Source organism: Actinocorallia herbida (genome assembly GCF_003751225.1).
In the GTDB taxonomy this organism is placed as follows: Bacteria; Actinomycetota; Actinomycetes; order Streptosporangiales; family Streptosporangiaceae; genus Actinocorallia; species Actinocorallia herbida.
In genome coordinates, this window is the sequence record NZ_RJKE01000001.1 from 8,073,255 (window position 1) to 8,090,109 (window position 16,855).

17 protein-coding genes are annotated in these 16,855 nt (G+C 70.7%); 6 read left to right on the forward strand and 11 right to left on the reverse strand.

Annotation, left to right across the window (positions count from 1 at the left end):
* Positions 1 to 41: 41 nt before the first annotated feature.
* The 3 genes from EDD29_RS36595 to EDD29_RS36605 all read left to right on the forward strand — a co-directional run bounded on the left by EDD29_RS36595 (position 42) and on the right by EDD29_RS36605 (position 3,017).
* On the forward strand, positions 42 to 824 hold the full coding sequence (locus EDD29_RS36595) for a lysophospholipid acyltransferase family protein (protein WP_123668780.1): 783 nt from the start codon (positions 42 to 44) through the stop codon (positions 822 to 824).
* Between the two features lie 119 nt (positions 825 to 943).
* On the forward strand, positions 944 to 2,122 hold the full coding sequence (locus tag EDD29_RS36600; protein WP_123668781.1) for a trans-sulfuration enzyme family protein: 1,179 nt from the start codon (positions 944 to 946) through the stop codon (positions 2,120 to 2,122).
* Between the two features lie 316 nt (positions 2,123 to 2,438).
* Entirely contained in the window at positions 2,439 to 3,017 is a 579-nt protein-coding gene (locus EDD29_RS36605) for a hypothetical protein (RefSeq protein ID WP_148086216.1), read from the forward strand.
* Positions 3,018 to 3,199: 182 nt separating this feature from the next.
* On the opposite strand, the gene EDD29_RS36610 is transcribed toward EDD29_RS36605, so the two are convergent.
* A complete protein-coding gene (locus EDD29_RS36610; protein WP_246053192.1) occupies positions 3,200 to 3,973 on the reverse strand; it encodes a DUF2470 domain-containing protein in 774 nt (257 codons plus the stop codon).
* Positions 3,974 to 4,034: 61 nt separating this feature from the next.
* Here EDD29_RS36610 and rpsD point away from each other — a divergent pair, with 61 nt between their 5' ends.
* Positions 4,035 to 4,643, forward strand: coding sequence for a 30S ribosomal protein S4 (gene rpsD / locus EDD29_RS36615; RefSeq protein WP_123668784.1), 609 nt, complete (start codon positions 4,035 to 4,037; stop codon positions 4,641 to 4,643).
* 204 nt (positions 4,644 to 4,847) lie between these two features.
* A complete protein-coding gene (locus tag EDD29_RS36620; RefSeq protein ID WP_123668785.1) occupies positions 4,848 to 5,735 on the forward strand; it encodes a TauD/TfdA dioxygenase family protein in 888 nt (295 codons plus the stop codon).
* 52 nt (positions 5,736 to 5,787) lie between these two features.
* Here EDD29_RS36620 and EDD29_RS36625 read toward each other — a convergent pair whose 3' ends face one another.
* The 10 genes from EDD29_RS36625 to EDD29_RS36670 form a co-directional block, all read right to left on the reverse strand.
* Positions 5,788 to 6,243 carry a MarR family winged helix-turn-helix transcriptional regulator gene (locus EDD29_RS36625; protein WP_123668786.1) on the reverse strand — a complete coding sequence of 152 codons (456 nt, stop codon included), beginning with the start codon at positions 6,241 to 6,243 and terminating at the stop codon, positions 5,788 to 5,790.
* A gap of 88 nt (positions 6,244 to 6,331) precedes the next feature.
* Positions 6,332 to 7,237, reverse strand: a complete 906-nt coding sequence (locus tag EDD29_RS36630) for a hypothetical protein (protein ID WP_123668787.1) — start codon at positions 7,235 to 7,237, stop codon at positions 6,332 to 6,334.
* Positions 7,238 to 7,254: 17 nt separating this feature from the next.
* Positions 7,255 to 8,547, reverse strand: a complete 1,293-nt coding sequence (locus tag EDD29_RS36635) for an MCE family protein (protein WP_170201728.1) — start codon at positions 8,545 to 8,547, stop codon at positions 7,255 to 7,257.
* Positions 8,544 to 9,539 (reverse strand): MCE family protein, encoded by a 996-nt coding sequence (locus EDD29_RS36640; protein ID WP_170201729.1) that lies wholly within the window; start codon positions 9,537 to 9,539, stop codon positions 8,544 to 8,546. Before EDD29_RS36640 ends, EDD29_RS36635 begins: the two co-directional genes overlap by 4 nt.
* Positions 9,536 to 10,546: an MCE family protein gene (locus EDD29_RS36645; protein WP_123668790.1), complete on the reverse strand. Its 1,011-nt coding sequence runs from the start codon at positions 10,544 to 10,546 to the stop codon at positions 9,536 to 9,538. The genes EDD29_RS36640 and EDD29_RS36645 overlap by 4 nt, the downstream gene beginning before the upstream one ends.
* A complete protein-coding gene (locus tag EDD29_RS36650) occupies positions 10,543 to 11,559 on the reverse strand; it encodes an MlaD family protein (RefSeq protein ID WP_123668791.1) in 1,017 nt (338 codons plus the stop codon). The genes EDD29_RS36645 and EDD29_RS36650 overlap by 4 nt, the downstream gene beginning before the upstream one ends.
* On the reverse strand, positions 11,559 to 12,680 hold the full coding sequence (locus EDD29_RS36655) for an MCE family protein (RefSeq protein WP_123668792.1): 1,122 nt from the start codon (positions 12,678 to 12,680) through the stop codon (positions 11,559 to 11,561). The genes EDD29_RS36650 and EDD29_RS36655 overlap by 1 nt, the downstream gene beginning before the upstream one ends.
* Positions 12,680 to 13,741, reverse strand: a complete 1,062-nt coding sequence (locus tag EDD29_RS36660; RefSeq protein ID WP_123668793.1) for an MCE family protein — start codon at positions 13,739 to 13,741, stop codon at positions 12,680 to 12,682. Before EDD29_RS36660 ends, EDD29_RS36655 begins: the two co-directional genes overlap by 1 nt.
* Positions 13,738 to 14,592: an ABC transporter permease gene (locus EDD29_RS36665; RefSeq protein ID WP_123668794.1), complete on the reverse strand. Its 855-nt coding sequence runs from the start codon at positions 14,590 to 14,592 to the stop codon at positions 13,738 to 13,740. Before EDD29_RS36665 ends, EDD29_RS36660 begins: the two co-directional genes overlap by 4 nt.
* A 12-nt stretch (positions 14,593 to 14,604) precedes the next feature.
* Positions 14,605 to 15,408, reverse strand: a complete 804-nt coding sequence (locus EDD29_RS36670) for an MlaE family ABC transporter permease (protein WP_123668795.1) — start codon at positions 15,406 to 15,408, stop codon at positions 14,605 to 14,607.
* Between the two features lie 239 nt (positions 15,409 to 15,647).
* On the opposite strand from EDD29_RS36670, the gene EDD29_RS36675 reads away from it, so the two are divergent.
* A complete protein-coding gene (locus EDD29_RS36675) occupies positions 15,648 to 16,838 on the forward strand; it encodes a M20 metallopeptidase family protein (protein WP_342774464.1) in 1,191 nt (396 codons plus the stop codon).
* The last annotated feature ends 17 nt before the right edge of the window (positions 16,839 to 16,855 follow it).

Genomic DNA, 16,855 nt, shown 5'->3' on the forward strand with positions numbered 1-16,855 from the left:
CCGTTTCGGGGGTTACGCCGACGTAGGTTAGGTTTCTCCGTATGAGCGAGATCGTGTACCCGCCGGTCATCCGTGCCGCGAAGATCATGTTCAAGGTGCTCGGCCTGAAGCTCAAGGTCGAAGGGCACGAGAACATCCCGGCCACGGGCGGGGCTGTGCTGTGCAGCAACCACATCTCCTACCTGGACTTCATCTTCGCCGGGCTCGGCGCGAACCCGGCGGGCCGCCTCGTTCGCTTCATGGCGAAGAAGGAGGTCTTCGACAACAAGATCGCCGGTCCGCTCATGCGGGGCATGCACCACATCCCCGTCGACCGGGAGAACGGCGCGTCCTCCTACATCGCGGCGCTGAAGGCGCTCAAGGAGGGCGAGGTCGTCGGCGTGTTCGCCGAGGCCACGATCAGCCAGTCCTTCACCGTCAAGGAGATCAAGAACGGCGCGGTGCGGATGGCCGTCGCGGGCAAGGTGCCGCTGATCCCCGTGGCGCTCTGGGGCACCCAGATCCTGTGGACCAAGGGCCGCAAGCGGAAGCTGTGGCAGCGCGGCACGCACATCACCATCCTCGTCGGTGAGCCGATGTACCCCAAGCGCGGCGACGACTACGACCAGGTCACCAAAGAGCTACGCACCCGGATGCAGCAGCTGGTGGACAAGGCCGAGAGCGCCTACCCGACCGACGGCACGGGCCAGTGGTGGCAGCCCGCGCACCGCGGCGGCACCGCCCCCACCCCGGAGCAGGCGGCGGCCCTGGACGCGGCCGAGCAGGCCGAGCGCGCCGCCAAGCGGGCCGCCCGCGAGGCGGCCGAGGGTTCTTCCGGCTCCTGACGCCCTGGGCTCCGCGCGGGCCGGGCGCCGAACGGGTGCCGGGAATATCACAGGCGAAATAGGCCACTTCTTCGGGATTGGCGCTGTTTGCCCTGGTCGCCCGGGGTCACACTTGAGGCATGAGCGACCTTCGTCCGGAGACCCGAGCCGTCCACACCCCGATCATCCAGCCGCAGGGCAGCACTCCCCTCGGCATGCCGATCTATCAGGGGCACCTCTTCGCTTTCGACAGCGCCGAGGGCATGGCCGCGGCGTTCGACGGCCCGGCGCAGCCGCCCTTCTACAGCAGGCTCGGCAACCCCACGGTCCGCTCCTTCGAAGCGGCGCTCGCCGACCTGGAAGGCGGCGCGGGAGCCGTCGCCACCGCCTCCGGCATGGCGGCCGTCAACGCGGTCCTCAAGGCGTTCCTGCGCTCCGGCGACCACGTCATCGCGCAGAGCTGCCTGTACGGCGGCACCTACGGCACCCTGGAGACGCTCAAGGAGAAGTGGGGCGTAGAGGTCACCTACGTCTCGGGCGAGGACGCCGCGGAGGTCGCGGCCGCGGTCCGGCCGAACACCAAGGTCCTCTACCTGGAGACCATCGCCAACCCCACCACCCGGGTCCCCGACTTCCGGCCCCTCTTCGACGCGGTGCCCGAAGGCGTCAAGAAGATCGTCGACAACACCTTCGCGACGCCGCTGCTGTGCCGTCCGCTGGAGTTCGGGGCCGACGCGGTGCTGCACTCGGCCACCAAGTACATCTGCGGACACGGCGACGCCGTCGCGGGCGTCGTGGTGCTGGCCACGCCCGAGGACGAGCGCGCGGTCTGGGCGGAGGTCGTCGAGACCGGCCCGACCCTTGACCCTTTCGCCGCCTACCTCCTGCTGCGCGGCCTCTCCACCCTCGGCCTGCGCGTCGCCCGGCACAGCTCCAACGCCCAGTTCCTCGCCGAGCGCCTCCTGGCCCACCCGAAGGTCGCCTCCGTCTCCTACCCTGGCCTCCCCACCCACCCCGACCACAAGATCGCCGCCCACCAGTTCGCCGACGGCGCCGGCGGCGTCCTCGCCTTCGACCTGACCGGCGGCCGCGACGCGGGCCGCCGTTTCATCGAGTCGACGAAGCTCATCGCCCTCACCGCGTCCCTGGGCGAGGCCAAGACCCTCGCCATCCACCCGGCCAGCACCTCCCACCGCATGTACTCCGCCGAGGCCCTGGCCGCCGCCGGCTTCACCGAGGGCACCATCCGCCTCGCCGTCGGCATCGAACACCCCGAAGACCTCTGGAACGACCTCTACACCACCCTCGAATCCCTCTGACGCTTCCGGCCGCCCTCCCGAAGATCGGCAGGGCGGTCTCCGCGTGCCGCGCCGGCACCGCCGCGGACCGGATCCGGTGGAGCCCGCAGGAGGCCGCGGGACGCCTGCGCGAGCCGGGATTCGACGCGGCCGACGTGCCCGAGCGGTTCGCTCCGCCGTTCTTCCCGAGGAGTACGAGCGGGAATGACCGATCGGCCGGGGGGACCCGGTGAGGGGTTGAAGTGATCTTGGTGTGCGGGATTCCATGGTGATGATCTTGCGGGGGTAGGTGAGGCGGCGAGGGGTCGCGGGGGCGGCCCGAGGAAGAGGGGGACGCATGGATGCTCGGCTGAAGGCGATGCTGGCTGGTGGCGGGCTGGCATTGGCGGTCGGGGTCGGGGGGGTGGCCTCCGCGGGGGAGGCCGCGGCGGCGGCCGGGCCCGGTGGGGTGCGGGTCGCGTGCGGAGGCGGCGGGGCCGAGCTGTTCCTGCACCCGGGAGCGCGGAACGGGGATCTGCGCAAGACGCACGTGAACGGGGACCTCGACCTCGGGACGTGCATCACGCACGGGCGGCCGTCGGTGACGAGCGGGACGTTCCACCTGAAGGCGGGCGCGAAGGTGTCGTGCGACTCGCACCGGCACACCAGCGGCACCGTGCGGCACGGGCACGCGGGCGGCTTCATCCGCTGGGACGACGGCAGCCACTCCAAGGTCAACCACGGGAAACTGTGGGGCAGCCTGGCGAACCTCCGCCTGCAGCACGCCAAGATCGTCGGCGGCCGCTACAAGGGCTCCACGGTCGAGGCGACGCTGCTGTTCAGCGAGAACGTCATCATCCGCAACGACGACTGCAACGAGGGCGGCAAGCGCGAGCTGGACGGCCGCGTGATGTCGTTCCGCGTCGAGCGCCGCTGAGGCCGGGGCCCGCCGCGCGCGAGCGCGGAAAGGGCCGGGGAAGTGCCCTCTCCGCGCGCGCCACGCGGAAGGGATAGGGGCCGCCCGCACCGCGCGCCGTGCGGGACGGCCGGGCAGGACGAAGAGATACGGCGAAGCCGCCCTCACCGCGCCGGAGGGCGGCTTCGCCGCGTTCGGGGGTCTCAGGCGGCGCTGTCGCGGGCGAAACCGAACATCTTGCGGTAGGCGCAGCGCAGCCCGTTGAGGTCGCGGACGGGCTTGGGGAAGTCGAAGCGCAGGTCGAAGGGGGCGGGGCCGCCGCTCGCGGGCGGGGAGCAGCGGACGCGCAGGCCGAACCTGTCGAGGCCGACGGCCCGGACGACGGGTTCGGGCACCACCCGTCCGTACCGGGCCCGGAACAGGGCGACGAGCTCGGTCCGGTGTTCGGCGTCGAGGTGGGCGACCATGCCGGACTCGACCGCGACGAACGGGTCGGGCCGGGCCGCGGCGTAGTCCTCGGGCTCGATGGACTCCTCACCCCACAGGTCGTCGATCTCGGCTTCGGCGATGTCGAGGCTGAGCACGGTCCATTCCTGCTCGGCGGGGATACGGGCCCCGATGTCGAGGAGGTCGGCGCGCGGGTGCAGCCGGGAGATGCGGATGGCGGCCTCACGACGCCCTTCGAGCGGAACCTCGCTGACCCAGCCGTGCAGCCAGGCGGTGCCGCGGACGCGGTCGGCGAGCGGCACGGGGGCGAGGTCGTTCACGCACAGGGTGGCCGGAAGGTCGGGCTCCTGCCTGAGCGCCTGCACGATGGCGGTTTCCGTCGGCATGAGCAACAGGGGCACGCCATCGTCACCGGTGGCGTGGGCCGCGACGGTCAGTTCCTCGTCGAGGCCGAGGACCGCCAGCGTGGCGCCGGCCACGCCGTAGGCGAGAGTGCGCACCCGTTCCGCCGCACTGGGACCCTTGGTCACGGTAGACTCCATTAGGTTAGGCTAGCCTTAGTAAGGCTAACCTAATCACGAAGGAGGAAAGTTGAACAACCCCCGCCCCAAGGCGAAGCTCTCCCGGGCCCTCGGCGTCCCCCTGACGCCGAAGTGCGTCAAGTACTTCGAGGCCCGTCCCTACCCGCCTGGTGTGCACGGACGCAGCCGCAAGAAGGATTCGCCCTACAAGGACCAGCTGTTGGAGAAGCAGCGGCTGCGCGCGCAGTACAACATCCGCGAGGCGCAGCTGCGCCTGGCGTTCGAGCGGGCCCGCAAGGTCGAAGGCAAGACGGGCGAGGCCCTCGTCGTCGACCTCGAGCGCCGGCTCGACGCGATCGTGCTGCGCGCGGGCTTCGCCCGCACCATTTACCAGGCGCGCCAGTTCGTGGTGCACCGCCACATCCTGGTGAACGGCAAGCGGGTCGACCGCCCGTCCTACCGCCTGCGCCCGGGCGACTTCATCTCCGTCCACGAGCGCAGCAAGCCCATGCTTCCGTTCCAGACGGCGGCCCAGGGCGGCTACGCCCCCGCGGCCAACGCCCCCTACCTGGACGTCCGCACCGACGCCCTCATCGCCAAACTGGAACGCCTCCCCGAACGCCGCGAGATCCCCGTGGTGTGCGACGAACAGCAGGTGGTGGAGTTCTACAGCCGATAACCCAAAATCATCGCGAACCGACGCGAACGCCACACAACGACGGCCAGGCCCGCTCCCCCGCGGCCCTGGCCGTCGTCATGCCCAGGGCACCCCGCCGAACGGCGACCCCGTCCGGGGAAAACGGGTCTGGGCAAAAAAATGTGTGCGCGGTACATTCAACCAAGCAAGTGCTTGTGTCTGATCGTTCAGGGAGAGGCTCGGCGCATGGTGGAGTTTCGGAAGGTCACGCGGAACATCGGGGCTGAGGTCTCGGGGGTGGATCTGCGGGAGGGGCTTGAGCCGGAGCAGGTTCAGGCGATCCGGACGGGGTTGCTGGATCACGGGGTGCTGTTCTTCCGGGACCAGCACATCACCGACGAGCAGCATGTGGCGTTCGCGAAGCAGTTCGGGACGGCGAACCTGCCGCCGATGGACACCAGCGGGTCCGCGGTGCACGTGCTGGACCAGACCGACCCGAAGGGGGAGGGCGGCGACCAGTGGCACAGTGACAACACGTTCATGCGGACGCCGCCGATGGGGTCGATGCTGCGGGCCGTCATCCTGCCGGAGGTCGGCGGGGACACCCTGTGGGCCAACATGTACCTCGTGTACGAGTCGCTGGCGCCGTGGCTGCGCAGGCTCGTCGACGAGCTTTACGCCGAGCACGACCTGACGATGTCGGTCTCCAAGGCGATCGACAAGGGGCACCGGATGGACCTCCGGGACCTCCAGGAGAAGAACCCGCCGGTCGTCCACCCCGTCGTGCGGGTGCACCCGGAGACCGGGCGGAAGGCGCTGTACGTGAACCGCAGCTCGGTCACCCGGCTCATCGGGCTGTCGCGGCGCGAGAACGAGGCGATCCTGCCGCTGCTGTTCGACGCGGTCCGCGACCCGCAGTTCCAGGTCAGGCTCAACTGGCGGGTCGGCACCATGGCGTTCTGGGACAACCGGCCGACGCAGCACTACGCCGTCGCCGACTACGTCCAGCGCCGCAAGATGCACCGGGTCACCATCAACGCGCCCGAGGCGATCGACGACGGCGTGCCGAAGGGCCCGAACGGCGTCACCGGCGACGACTCCCCCGCCGAGGCGAACGCCGCCCGCTACCTGTGACGTGCGATCCCGGGGGCGGCGACCAGGCCCGCCCCCGGGGTGTCCCGCGCGACTAGCCGAGGGACGGGAGTTCGGCGCGGCCCTTGGCGTCGAGGCGCTCCAGGGCGGTGCGGAGGACGGCGCGTTCGGCGTCGTCGAGGGGGCCCGCGTAGAACTCCTGGAGGGTCTGGGTGTGGACGGCCCTGGCGCGGGCCAGGGTCTCGCGGCCCTTCGCGGTGAGGGACGCCTTCTGGACGCGCCGGTCGGTCTCGGAGGTGTGCCGGGTGAGCAGGCCCGCCCGTTCCATCCGGTCGATCAGCCGGGTCATGCCGCCGCTGGTGAGGATCATCTCCTGGGCCATGTGGCTCATCGACACGCAACCCTGCTCCAGGCGCAGCAGCACCTCGAGCATGACGTGGGAGATCCCCGCCCGCCGTTCCAGTGCCCGCCCGGCGATCCGCTCCAGCCGCGAGCTGACGCTCAGTAGCAGCCCGAACTCGCCGATCAGCGTGTCTTCCTCGCTCTCCACCGGGCCATTGTCATCCACGGTCCGCCCCGTTGACAGCCGCCGGACAGCCGATACCCCGAGCCGGTCCTGACCCAAAACCGCGTCCGCCCTAGTCACCGGCCTTCGGTGACTCCGTGTCGGCCGGAGCTGACGGGACCGGCGCCGGCGTCTCCGTCGCGCCCTCGACGCCCGGGACCGCGGTTCCGGTGGCGCTCTCGCTGCCGGCCGGGACCATCGAGCTGATCATCCAGGTGCCGTCGACCTTGATGAGGCCGAGCGTCAGGTGGCTGCGCGAGATGGTCTGGGACTGGCTCAGCGCGGGGGCCTCGATCGACAGGTCGAACACCAGGACGGCGCTGGCCATCATGCCGTCGACGCTCCCGACGTAGACGGCGTAGGTCTTCGACGTCAGGTCGGCCTTCTGCGCGGTGAGGCGCTTCCCGAACTCCGCGAGATCGAGCTTCTCGCGCTCGGTCCTGGCGTCCCCGGTGAGATAGGACAGCGTCTTGTGGTTGGCGGCCTGGACGTCGGCGTAGGAGAACGTCGCCATGACGTCGCCGAAGGCCGCGATCCGCTTGACGAGTTCGGCGCGATCGGCGTCGGCGGCCGCGGCCGACCGCCACTGGAAGAGCCCGACGGCGGCGAGCACGGCGAGGACCGCGACGGCGGCCGAGAGGATCTGCACAAGGCGCCCGGACGCCTTGGTGTCCCCGCCGGAGCCCTTCTTCTCGGCGGGAGCCTTCGCGGGCTCCTCGGCCTTCTCCAGGGCCTCCGCCTTCTCGGACGCCTCCGCCTTCTCGGGTGCCTCCATCTCCTCGATGTCGTCGAGTTCGACGTCGTCCGTCTCCGCGGCCTTCCCGGCCGCGGCCTCCGCCTCCGCCGCCTCCTCCGCGTCCGCCGCCGCGAGGACCGCCCGCACCGTCGCCTCGTCCAGTTCGGCGCCGGTGTCGTCCTCATCGACGATCTCGATGACGCGGACCCGCCGCACCGGCTTCTTTCCGCTGGTCGTGCTCATCGGTCCTCCTCGGGGGGTCACCGGCTCCGGCGCCGGATCAGAACGGGCAGGGTCTTGGCCGCGACCCGCGCCAGCACGGCGAGGGCCAGCACCGGCGGGAGCCACACGAGCCAGCCGGGCGGCCCGCCCGGCGACGCCTCGGCGACGGGCCTGGCGACGGCCGTGCTCGTCGTGGCCGGGGTGGTGGGTGACGGCGCGGCCGCCTCAGTCTGCCGCTTTTGCTCAGATTTCTCACTAGGCGCGGGTGCCTTGAACGGATCCGCGCCGCTCGCGCACTCCGGGATCTCCGGGACCGTGGGCTGCGGAATCGGGTCCCGGTACTCCAGGGGCGCCTCTCCCTTGGTGGAGATGACCGCGGAGAGGTTGAGCGCGGGGCCGGCGGAGGTGGGCCGGATGATGTCGTCCAGCGCGCTGATGAGCGTCCCGGCCATGCCGAGGGTCTCGCGCACGTCCTTCATCTTCGCGGGGGTGGCGATGGTGCCGAGCGCGTCGTCGAGGGCGCCGACGGCGCAGCCGAGGTAGGGGTCGGTCGCGGTGGTGAGGTCGGCGAGGCGGGTGGTGAGGGCGGGTGAGCGCTCCAGCACCTCGCGCAGTTCGGCGCGCAGATCCGACAGCGGGCCGAGCAGGGCCGCGGCGTTGTCGATGCTGGAGCCGAGCGCCTCGGGACGCCCCGCGAGCGATCGGGTGAGCTCGGACAGGTCCCCGGTGAGCCCGTCGATCAGCTCGGTCCGGCCGACGAACGCCTCGGTGAGCGCCGCGCTGCCGTCGACGATCTGGCGCAGCGAGTCCTCCCGGCCCTCCCATCCGGCGGCGAGCTCCCGGAAGAGGATCTTGGTGGATGCCGGGTCGATCGCCTTGAGCCCGTCGATGACCTGCGCGAACAGGTCGCCGTACGCGACGGGCACCGAGGTGTGCTCCTTGGTGATCCGCCCGCCCGGCTCGATGTGCCGGCCGAGGTCCGTGCCGGGCCGGGGCGCGAGGTCGACGTACGGCTCGCCGACCGCCGACTTGCGCCCGGCGGCCGCGGTGAGCTCGGCCGGGATCCGCACTCCCCGGTCTATCGCCAGCTCCGCGACGACCATGTGGTGCGGCGCGTCGAGCCGCAGCGACCGGATCTTGCCGACCCGGATGCCCAGGTAGGCGACCTCGAAGTTCTCGTGCAGGCCCGGCGAGGAGGTGAACTCCGCGCTGATCGTGTACGGCCGCTCGACGAAGTCGAACCGGACGACGCCGGCCAGCGCCCAGCCCGTCAGCGCGACGGACAGCAGCGCGAAGACCGCGACGTTGATCAGGATGCGCCGCCCGTTCACCGGCCGCCCCCCTGGATGATCTGGTCGAGGAAGGGCAGCACGTCGCTGGCCTCCTCCGACGCGTTGTTGTAGAGCCCGAGCTTGAGCGCCCCGTAGACCATGAGCTGCCCGTCCCAGACGACCTTCGGCAGCACCTCCTGGAACCCGACGAGGCTCTTCACCAGCGCGGAGATCTTGTCGCTGCTGCCGCCGAGGGTCGCGAGGGTCGGGTCGAGCCGCTTGATGAGCAGCCGCATCTTCTCGGCCCGCCCGGCGAAGACCTTGTCGTTGAGCCTGCGCGCGGTCTTGGTGAGGTCCTCGACGGTGCCGAGGATCTCGGTCTTGTTCCGCTCGATGAGGCCGATGGTCTCGTTGATCCGGCTGGTCCGGAGAGTGCCGTTGTGCGCCTTGAGGGTCTCGCCGAGGTCGGCGAGGCGTCCGATGGCCCGGCCCAGGTCGTCGCGCTGCTCGGCGAACGCGGCGACGAGGTCGGCGGACTGGGCGACCATCTTGTTGAGCGCCGGGCCCTGGCCGTCGAGGGCGGTCGCGGTCTCGTTGACGAGGGTGGCGAGGTCGTCGCCGCTGATGGCCTCCAGGATCCGGCCCGCGTCCCCGGCGACCTGCTCGAACTGCGGCGCGACGCTGGTGCGGGTGATCCGGGCGCCGTCGCGGAGGAACGGTCCGGTCGTCATGTCCGATCCGTCGGGAAGGGTCAGTTCGACGTAGTTCTCGCCCAGCAGTGACGTCTGCGCGATCTCGGCCGCGGCCCCTTCGGGGATCCGGTAGTCGTCCTCGATGGAGAACCGCACCTCGGCCTGGTATCCGACCCGCTTGACGCTGACGACGCTGCCGATCGGGATGTCGCTCATCTGCACGCTGTGCCCGGCGACGAGGTTCTGCACGTCGGGGAAGGTCGCGACGAGCGTGACGTCGCCGGTCGGCGCGCCGAGGGTCGAGGGCGAGCAGCCCGCGACGAGCGCGGCCGCGGCGAGCAGCGGGACGAGCCGTCTCACTTGTCCTCCCAGGGGCAGTTGGAGAACGTCGGTGAAGGCAGCAGGCACTCTTCGGGCATGCCGAGCTGCTTCATCAGCGCGCGCAGGGAGGGGTCCACCGCGAACTGGAGCTCCGCGATGTGGCTCTTGCGGTTCCAGGACTTGAGGAACGCCCGCGCGACGCCCGGCAGCGCCTCGATGAGCTGCGCGAGCCGTCCGCTGTTGCCCTTGACGATCAGGGACACCTGGGTGAGGACCCGGACGTCGTCGGCGAGGGTGCCCTCGTACTTCTCCAGCAGGACGTCACCGCTCCGGACGAGCCGGACCAGCCCCTCGACCAGCTGCTTGATCGCGTCGCGCTCCTGGGCGAAGACCTCGGTGGCCGAGGAGACCTGTTCGATCATCGTGCCGAGCGCGTCCTCCTTGCCCTCGACCACCTTCGCGACGGACGCGAGGTTGTCGGCGAGTTCGGCGAGCGCGTCGGCCTGGCCGCCGAGGGTCTCGGTGAGCTGGCCGGTCTGCTGGAGCGCGGCGTTGAACGCCTGCCCGTTGCCCTCGAACGCGGCCGCCGCCTTCTGCGTGACGCGCCGGGCCTGGAGCGGGTCGATCGCGTCGAGCACCTCGGTGAACGCGGCGAGCGCCTCGTCGGTCTCGATCGGCAGGGTCGTGTCGGCCTGCTCGATGACGTGCCCGTCCTTCGCCTTCGGCTTGCCCGGCGTGTACGCCGGATACAGGACGAGGTTGCGTTCGCCGACGAGGTTGAGCGGCATGATCGACGCCTTGACGTCGGCAGGGAGCGGCACGCCGGACTCGACCGTGGCGGTGACCCGGATCCGGTCCCCTTGGATCTCCACCTCGTCCACGGTCCCGACGTCGACGCCCATGACCATGACGTGCGAGCCCTCGTAGAAGCTCGTCGCGCGGTCGAAGTACACGGTGATCGAGGTGCCGCCGCCCGGCAGCGCCGAGCAGCCTCCGGACAGGAGCAGCGGGAGCGCGGCGCCGAGCGCCGCGAGACGGGTCTTCACGGCCGGGCCTCCGGGGGCAGGATCGTCTGGGTGCCCTGAAGGATGCCGAGCCCCGTGATCATCGCGGCGAGCCCGTCGCCGGTGCTGCCCGCGTTGGCCAGGCCCTGGAAGGTCGGGCCGAGCAGGGCGAGATCGGTGTTCAGGTCGGCCATGCGGGGCTCCAGCCGCCGGGTCAGGGTGTGCAGGTTCGCCAGCAGGTCGTCCAGTTCCTTGCCGCGCTTGCCGACGACGTCGGCGAGCGTGTCGACGACCCTGGCGTTGTTCCCGAGCGAGGAGGCGAGCTCGTCCCTGTGCTCGGTCAGTGTCTCCAGGAGGGTCTGGGACGCCTCCAGCAGCCGGGCCAGGTCGTCGTTCTTGGTGGCGAGGACCCCGGTGAGCCGGTTGGCGTCCGCGATGAGCTGCTGGAACTGCGGGCTCTTGGCGTTGAGCGCGGCGTTCAGCGTGCTCACGTTGGTGAGAAGCCTGTTCAGGTTCTCCCGGGACGGCAGGTCGATCTTCTCGGTCTCCTCGAGGATCCTGGTGATCGACTTCATGTCGAGCCTGCCGAGGTCGCCCGTCGTCTTGTTGAGCGCCGCGACGACCGTGTACGGCGTCCCGGTCCGGTCCTCGGGGATCTCCCGCTTGGTCTCGGAGAGGTCGGCGAGGTAGGGCTCCTGGACGGGACCGGTGAGCTTGAGGTACCGGCCGCCGAGGAGGTTCGCGAGCTGGACGTCGGCGCGGGTCTGCGGCCCGAGGTCGATCCCGGACTCGACGCGGAACGTGATCCGCACCTTGCCGCGGTCGAAGTCGGGGTCGATCGCGGTGACCTTGCCGACCTTGACCCCGGCCAGGCGCACGTCGTCGCCCTCCTTGAGCCCGCCGGTCTCGGTGAACACGCCGGTGACGTGGTAGCCGCCCTGGAACAGGCCGACCTGGCCGTACAGGAAGGCGAACCCGATGCATCCGATGAGCAGGGACAGCGAGACCAGCGCGACGATCCGCCGGTTCAGGTCGCGCAGCGAAGGCAGCGCCATCAGCCGTTCCCCCCTTCGGGGGCCGAGCCCGTGAGCCGGGCGACGAGGTCGGCCAGCGTCTCCTGGCCGTCGAGCATCTGCTGCCTGCTCGTGGTGTTGCCGGGGCCGGAGAGCTTCATCTGCGTCGGGCACTCGCCCTGGACGATGTTCAGGCACATGGCGTTGATCCGGACGTAGTGGCCGCCGTTGGTGACGGCGAACAGGGAGCGCAGCGCGGGCGGCAGGCCGGTGACGATCTGGTCGAGCTCGTCGATGTTCCCGACGGCGGTCTTCACCACCGTGTCCAGGTTGGCCACGGTCCTGTCGAGTTCGCGCTGGTTGCCGCTGATGACCTGGTCGAGCACCTCACTGACCTGGGCGAGTTCGGTGCCGGCCGAGCCGAGCACGTCGGTGTTCCCGGCGAACGCCTCGCTGATCGCGACGAGGTCGTCGATGACGCCGGCGATCTGCTCGTCGCGGCGGACGGCGGTCTCGGTCAGGGTCGAGTAGCTGTCGAGGATCGAGGTCAGGTCGTCCTTGCGGGTGGCGAGGGAGCCGACGAGGTTCTGGAGGCCGACGGTCATCAGGCCGATGTCGTCGCCGTTGCCGTCGAGCATCGCCGCGGTCGCCTGGAGGATCTTGTTGAGCTGGTCGGGGTCGAGGCTGCCGGTGAGCGGGCCGAGCGAGTTGACGATCTCGCCGAGGTCCACGACCGCCTTGGTCGCCGCGAGGGTCGCCCCGTCCTCCAGGTACCTGCCGGTCTGCGCGCCGGGCACGAGGTAGACGAGGCGCTGGCCGATGAGGTTGCGCCAGCGGATCTCGGCGGTGCTGTCGGCGGGCAGCCGCAGGTCCTTCTCGACCTCCATGGTGACGACGGCCCTGCCCGCGGCGACCTCGACGGCCGAGACCTTGCCGACGGGAGCGCCCGCGACCTTCACCAGGTCGCCCTTGATGAGCCCGCCGACGTCCTCGAAGGACGCCTTCAGCTCGTACTTGTCGCCGTAGTCCGCGCCGACGATCTGCGCCCCGATGACATAGGTCAGCAGCGACGTCGCGATCGCGAAGGCGGTGAACTTGATGAGCACGCCCAGGGCCGGGCCGCGCTTCGCGCCGCCGCGTGCCTCGCGTGCGCCGCGCGCCATCACTTCGGCTCCTTCCCGGCCGAGGGGCTGCCGCCGTACATCCAGCCGGCCGGGCACTCCTCGGTGAAGATGTCGCACAGGTTGAGCGAGACGAAGAGGTTGACGGCGCCCATCTTGGTGCCTTCCGGGCCGGGGAGCTGGAGGATCGCGGCGAGGCCGCCGAAGAACCCGTTGAGCCCTCCGATCAGCTCGCCCAGCTCGTCCTGCCGGGGGTAGAGGGTGTCGTTGACGAGGCTTCCCCGGTCGATGAGGCCGCCGATCGCGTCGCCGTCACGTTCCAGGGTGCGCGAGAGCGTCCCGGCGAGGGTGCGGGCGTTGGCGAGGGTGGCCTCGAAGTCCTCGGGGTGCTCGGCGAGGGTGTCGCTGACGGTGTCGGCGTCCTCGATCAGCCGGCCGATCTTCGTGGACCTGCTGCCCAGGACGTCGCCGAGGACGGCGAGGTCCTTGAGGGTCCGGCGGGTGCGGTCGAGGTCGCCGTGCGCGGTGTCGAGGATCGCCGCCGCGTCGGTCGTGGTCCGGTGCAGGGTCGCGCCGTTGCCGCGGAGGGCGGCGGCGAGGGTGTGCAGGACCGTGGCGACATCGTCGGGGTCGATCGCGTCGGCGAGCTCGGCCAGGGGGCGGCCGGTCTCGGCGAGCTCGGCGGGGTCGGTCGTCCTGGTGATCGCGGAGCCGTCGGGCAGGTACGGGCCGGTGCCCTCGCCCGTGCCGAGGTCCAGCGAGATGTCCTTCGGGCCGAACACCGACAGGGGCTCGACCTTCGCGGTGACGGTCTCGGGGACGCGGACGCCCTTCTCGACCCGGAGCCGGACGACGGCGCGGCCCTGGGCGTCGAGGGTGACCGACGAGACGGTGCCCACGGTCATGCCGCGGACCTTGACCCGCGACTTGGCGTCCAGGCCCTGGCCGGCCCGGTGGAACACCGCCGTGTACTCGCGGGCCGGCGGCTCGGACGGCATGGCCCCGGCGGCCGCGGCACAGACCGCCGCGGCGAGGACCGCGGTCCCGGCGAGTCCGAAGCGGACGCGGGAGGCGCGTGACAGGGAGAGGTCTGATCCGCTCATCCGGTGAGGCTCACCGATCCTCCGTTGCCCCAGAAGATGTAGGACAGCAGCAGGTTCACCAGCACGATCGAGACGCTGGACTCGCGGATGGCACGTCCCGCGGCGACGCCGACGCCGACCGGCCCGCCCGCGGCGTAGTAGCCGCGGTAGCAGTGGATGAACATGATGATGAAAGCGAAGACGACCACCTTGACGACGCTGTAGAGCACGTCCTGGGGCGGTAGGTAGAGGTCGAAGTAGTAGTCGTAGACGCCCGCGGACATCCCGAAGAACTGCACGGTGATGAAGCGGGTGGCGAAGAAGCTCGCGAACAGGGCGAGCAGGTACAGCGGCACGAGTGCCACGACGGTGGCGGCGATCCGGGTGCACACCAGGTAGGCGATGGAGTTGATGCCCATGACCTCCAGGGCGTCGATCTCCTCGCTGATGCGCATCGCGCCGATCTCGGCGGTGCAGGCGCTGCCGACCTGGGAGATCAGCGCGATGCCGGTGATGACCGGGCCGAGCTCGCGGATGTTGGAGAAGCTGGAGACGAGCCCGGTGAAGGACTCGACGCCGAGCCGTTCCAGGGAGGGGTAGCCCTGGACTCCGACGATCGCGCCGGTGAAGAACGACATGGCGAAGATGACGAAGACCATGCCGCCGCCGACGAACAGCGCGTTGACGCCGATCGTCATGTCGCTCATGTGGCGGACGACGGTCTTGCCGTACTTGCGGCGGAGGATGACGTCGGCGAAGAGGTGGTAGAAGACGCGGCCGAGAAAGATCGGCAGGGCGGCGAGCTCGGGCAACCGGCTCACCCGATCCTGGACGACCGCGCCCAGTTTGCGCCCGGGGAGGATGGCGGCCAAGGGGGTTCCTCGCTAGATCTTGGGTGGGACGAGGACGAGGTAGAGCGTTTCGAGTACGTAGTTCAGGAAGAACACGAGCAGCGACGTCGCGACCGTCGCGCGGGTGACGGCGCGGCCGACCCCGGCGGGCCCGTAGTCGCAGGTCATGCCCATGTGGCAGGCGACGGCGGCCGCCACGAGCCCGAAGACGAAGGCCTTGAACAGGGTGATGCCCAGGTCCGAGAGCTGGAGCAGGGACGCGGCGCCGTCGAAGTAGGCGCCGGGGGTGACTCCCTGCTGGATCACGTTGAAGTAGAAGCCGCCCGCGGTGCCCGAGAGGATGACCAGGGAGCACAGCAGGACGCTGACGACGGCGGCGGCCCACAGCCTCGGGGTGACCAGGCGGTGGGTGGGGTTGATGCCCATGACCTCCAGCGCGGACAGCTCGTCGCGGATGCGCCGCGCGCCCATGTCGGAGGTGATGGCGCTGCCTCCCGCGCCGGAGATGAGCAGCGCGGAGGCGAGCGGGGCGATCTGCCTGACCATTCCGGCGACGACCAGCGCGCCGGTGCTGGACTGGGCGCCGATCTGGCGGGCGACGTCGCCCACCTGGAGGGAGATGGTGGCGCCGAGCGGGATCGCGATGAGCAGGAGCGGGATGCTGGTGACCCGGATGATGAACCAGGCCTGCTCGATGAACTCGCCCCACCAGGTCTTGAGATCCCAGGTGCGGCGCAGTCCTTCGAGGAGGGTGACGAACAGTTCTCCGGCCTCGTCCAGGAGGGCGAGGCCGCGTTTGGCGAGGAGTTCGGGTCCCCGCCGCACCACTACGGCCATCGGTCGAGACCCCCTTCACACCTGGTGCGGACGGCGCCCCGCGGGGCGACTTGCGTCACATCAGGCGGGGTCGCCGCACTCTACTGGCACGAAGTCCAAAATGGGAATAGGCGTTGTCAGATTGGTGAGATCGCCCGATCCGTCCCGTGAACCGCTGTCTTGTCGCACGAGAAAAAGTGAGGAACCTTCATATCTACCGGGGCGTTGCCTCCCGCGTCCGGGCAGGGTTGGATCGGTCTGTGACTGTGACGCTCGCCGCAGCGGCGGCCCTCCAAGACGACCTCGTGGACCTGCGGCGCGCGATCCACGCCGAGCCCGAGACCGGCCTCGACCTGCCCGCCACCCAGGACAAGGTCCTCGACGCGCTGAACGGCCTCCCCCTGGAGATCACCAAGGGGCGGGCGCTCAGCTCCGTCACCGCGGTCCTGCACGGGAGCCGCCCCGGCCCCACCGTCCTGCTGCGCGCCGACATGGACGCGCTGCCGCTCACCGAGCACACCGACATCGCCTACCGCTCCCGCACCCCCGGCGCCATGCACGCCTGCGGCCACGACCTGCACACCTCGATGCTCGTCGGCGCGGCCCGGCTGCTGTCGGCCGAGGACTTCGCCGGGAGCGTCATCCTCATGTTCCAGCCGGGCGAGGAGGGGCACGCCGGGGCCAAGCACATGATCGACGAGGGCGTGCTGGAGGCGACCTGGCAGAAACCCATCGCCGCCTACGCCCTGCACGTCACGGCGTCGATGCTGCCCGCGGGGTACGTCATCAGCAAGGGCGGCCCGATCATGGCGGCCGCCGACACCGTCACCGTGACGGTCCGGGGCGCGGGCGGGCACGCCTCGATGCCGCAGCACGCCCGCGACCCGATCCCGGCCGCCTGCGAGATGGTGCTCGCCGCCCAGACCTTCGTCACCCGGTCCTTCGACGTGTTCGACCCCGTCGTGGTGACCATCGGCAGCGTCCACGCGGGCGCCGCCGCCAACGTCATCCCCGACGACGCGGTGTTCACCGGGACCGTCCGCTCCTTCTCCAGCGGTTCCCAGGAGCGGGTCCGCGAGGGCCTGCACCGGGTGTTCCAGGGCATCGCCGCCGCGCACGGGGTGGACGTCGAGATCGACTACCGGATCGACTACCCCGTCACCGTCAACGACTTCGGGGAGGCGGCCCGCCTCGCCTCCTCCGCGCGCGCCCTGCTCGGCGAGGAGTACTACTTCGACGTCCCGCAGCCGGTCCCCGCGTCGGAGGACTTCTCCTTCATCCTCGCCGACGTGCCCGGCGCGCTCGCGATGGTCGGCGCCACCCCGGCCGACCGGGACGCGGCGACGGCCCCCGGCAACCACTCCGCGGAGGCCGAGTTCGACGACGCGGTGCTCTCCCGGGGCGGCGCCCTGTATGCCGCGCTCGCCCTGGACCGGCTGGCCCGTCCCTAGGAAAATCCCGGCACGTG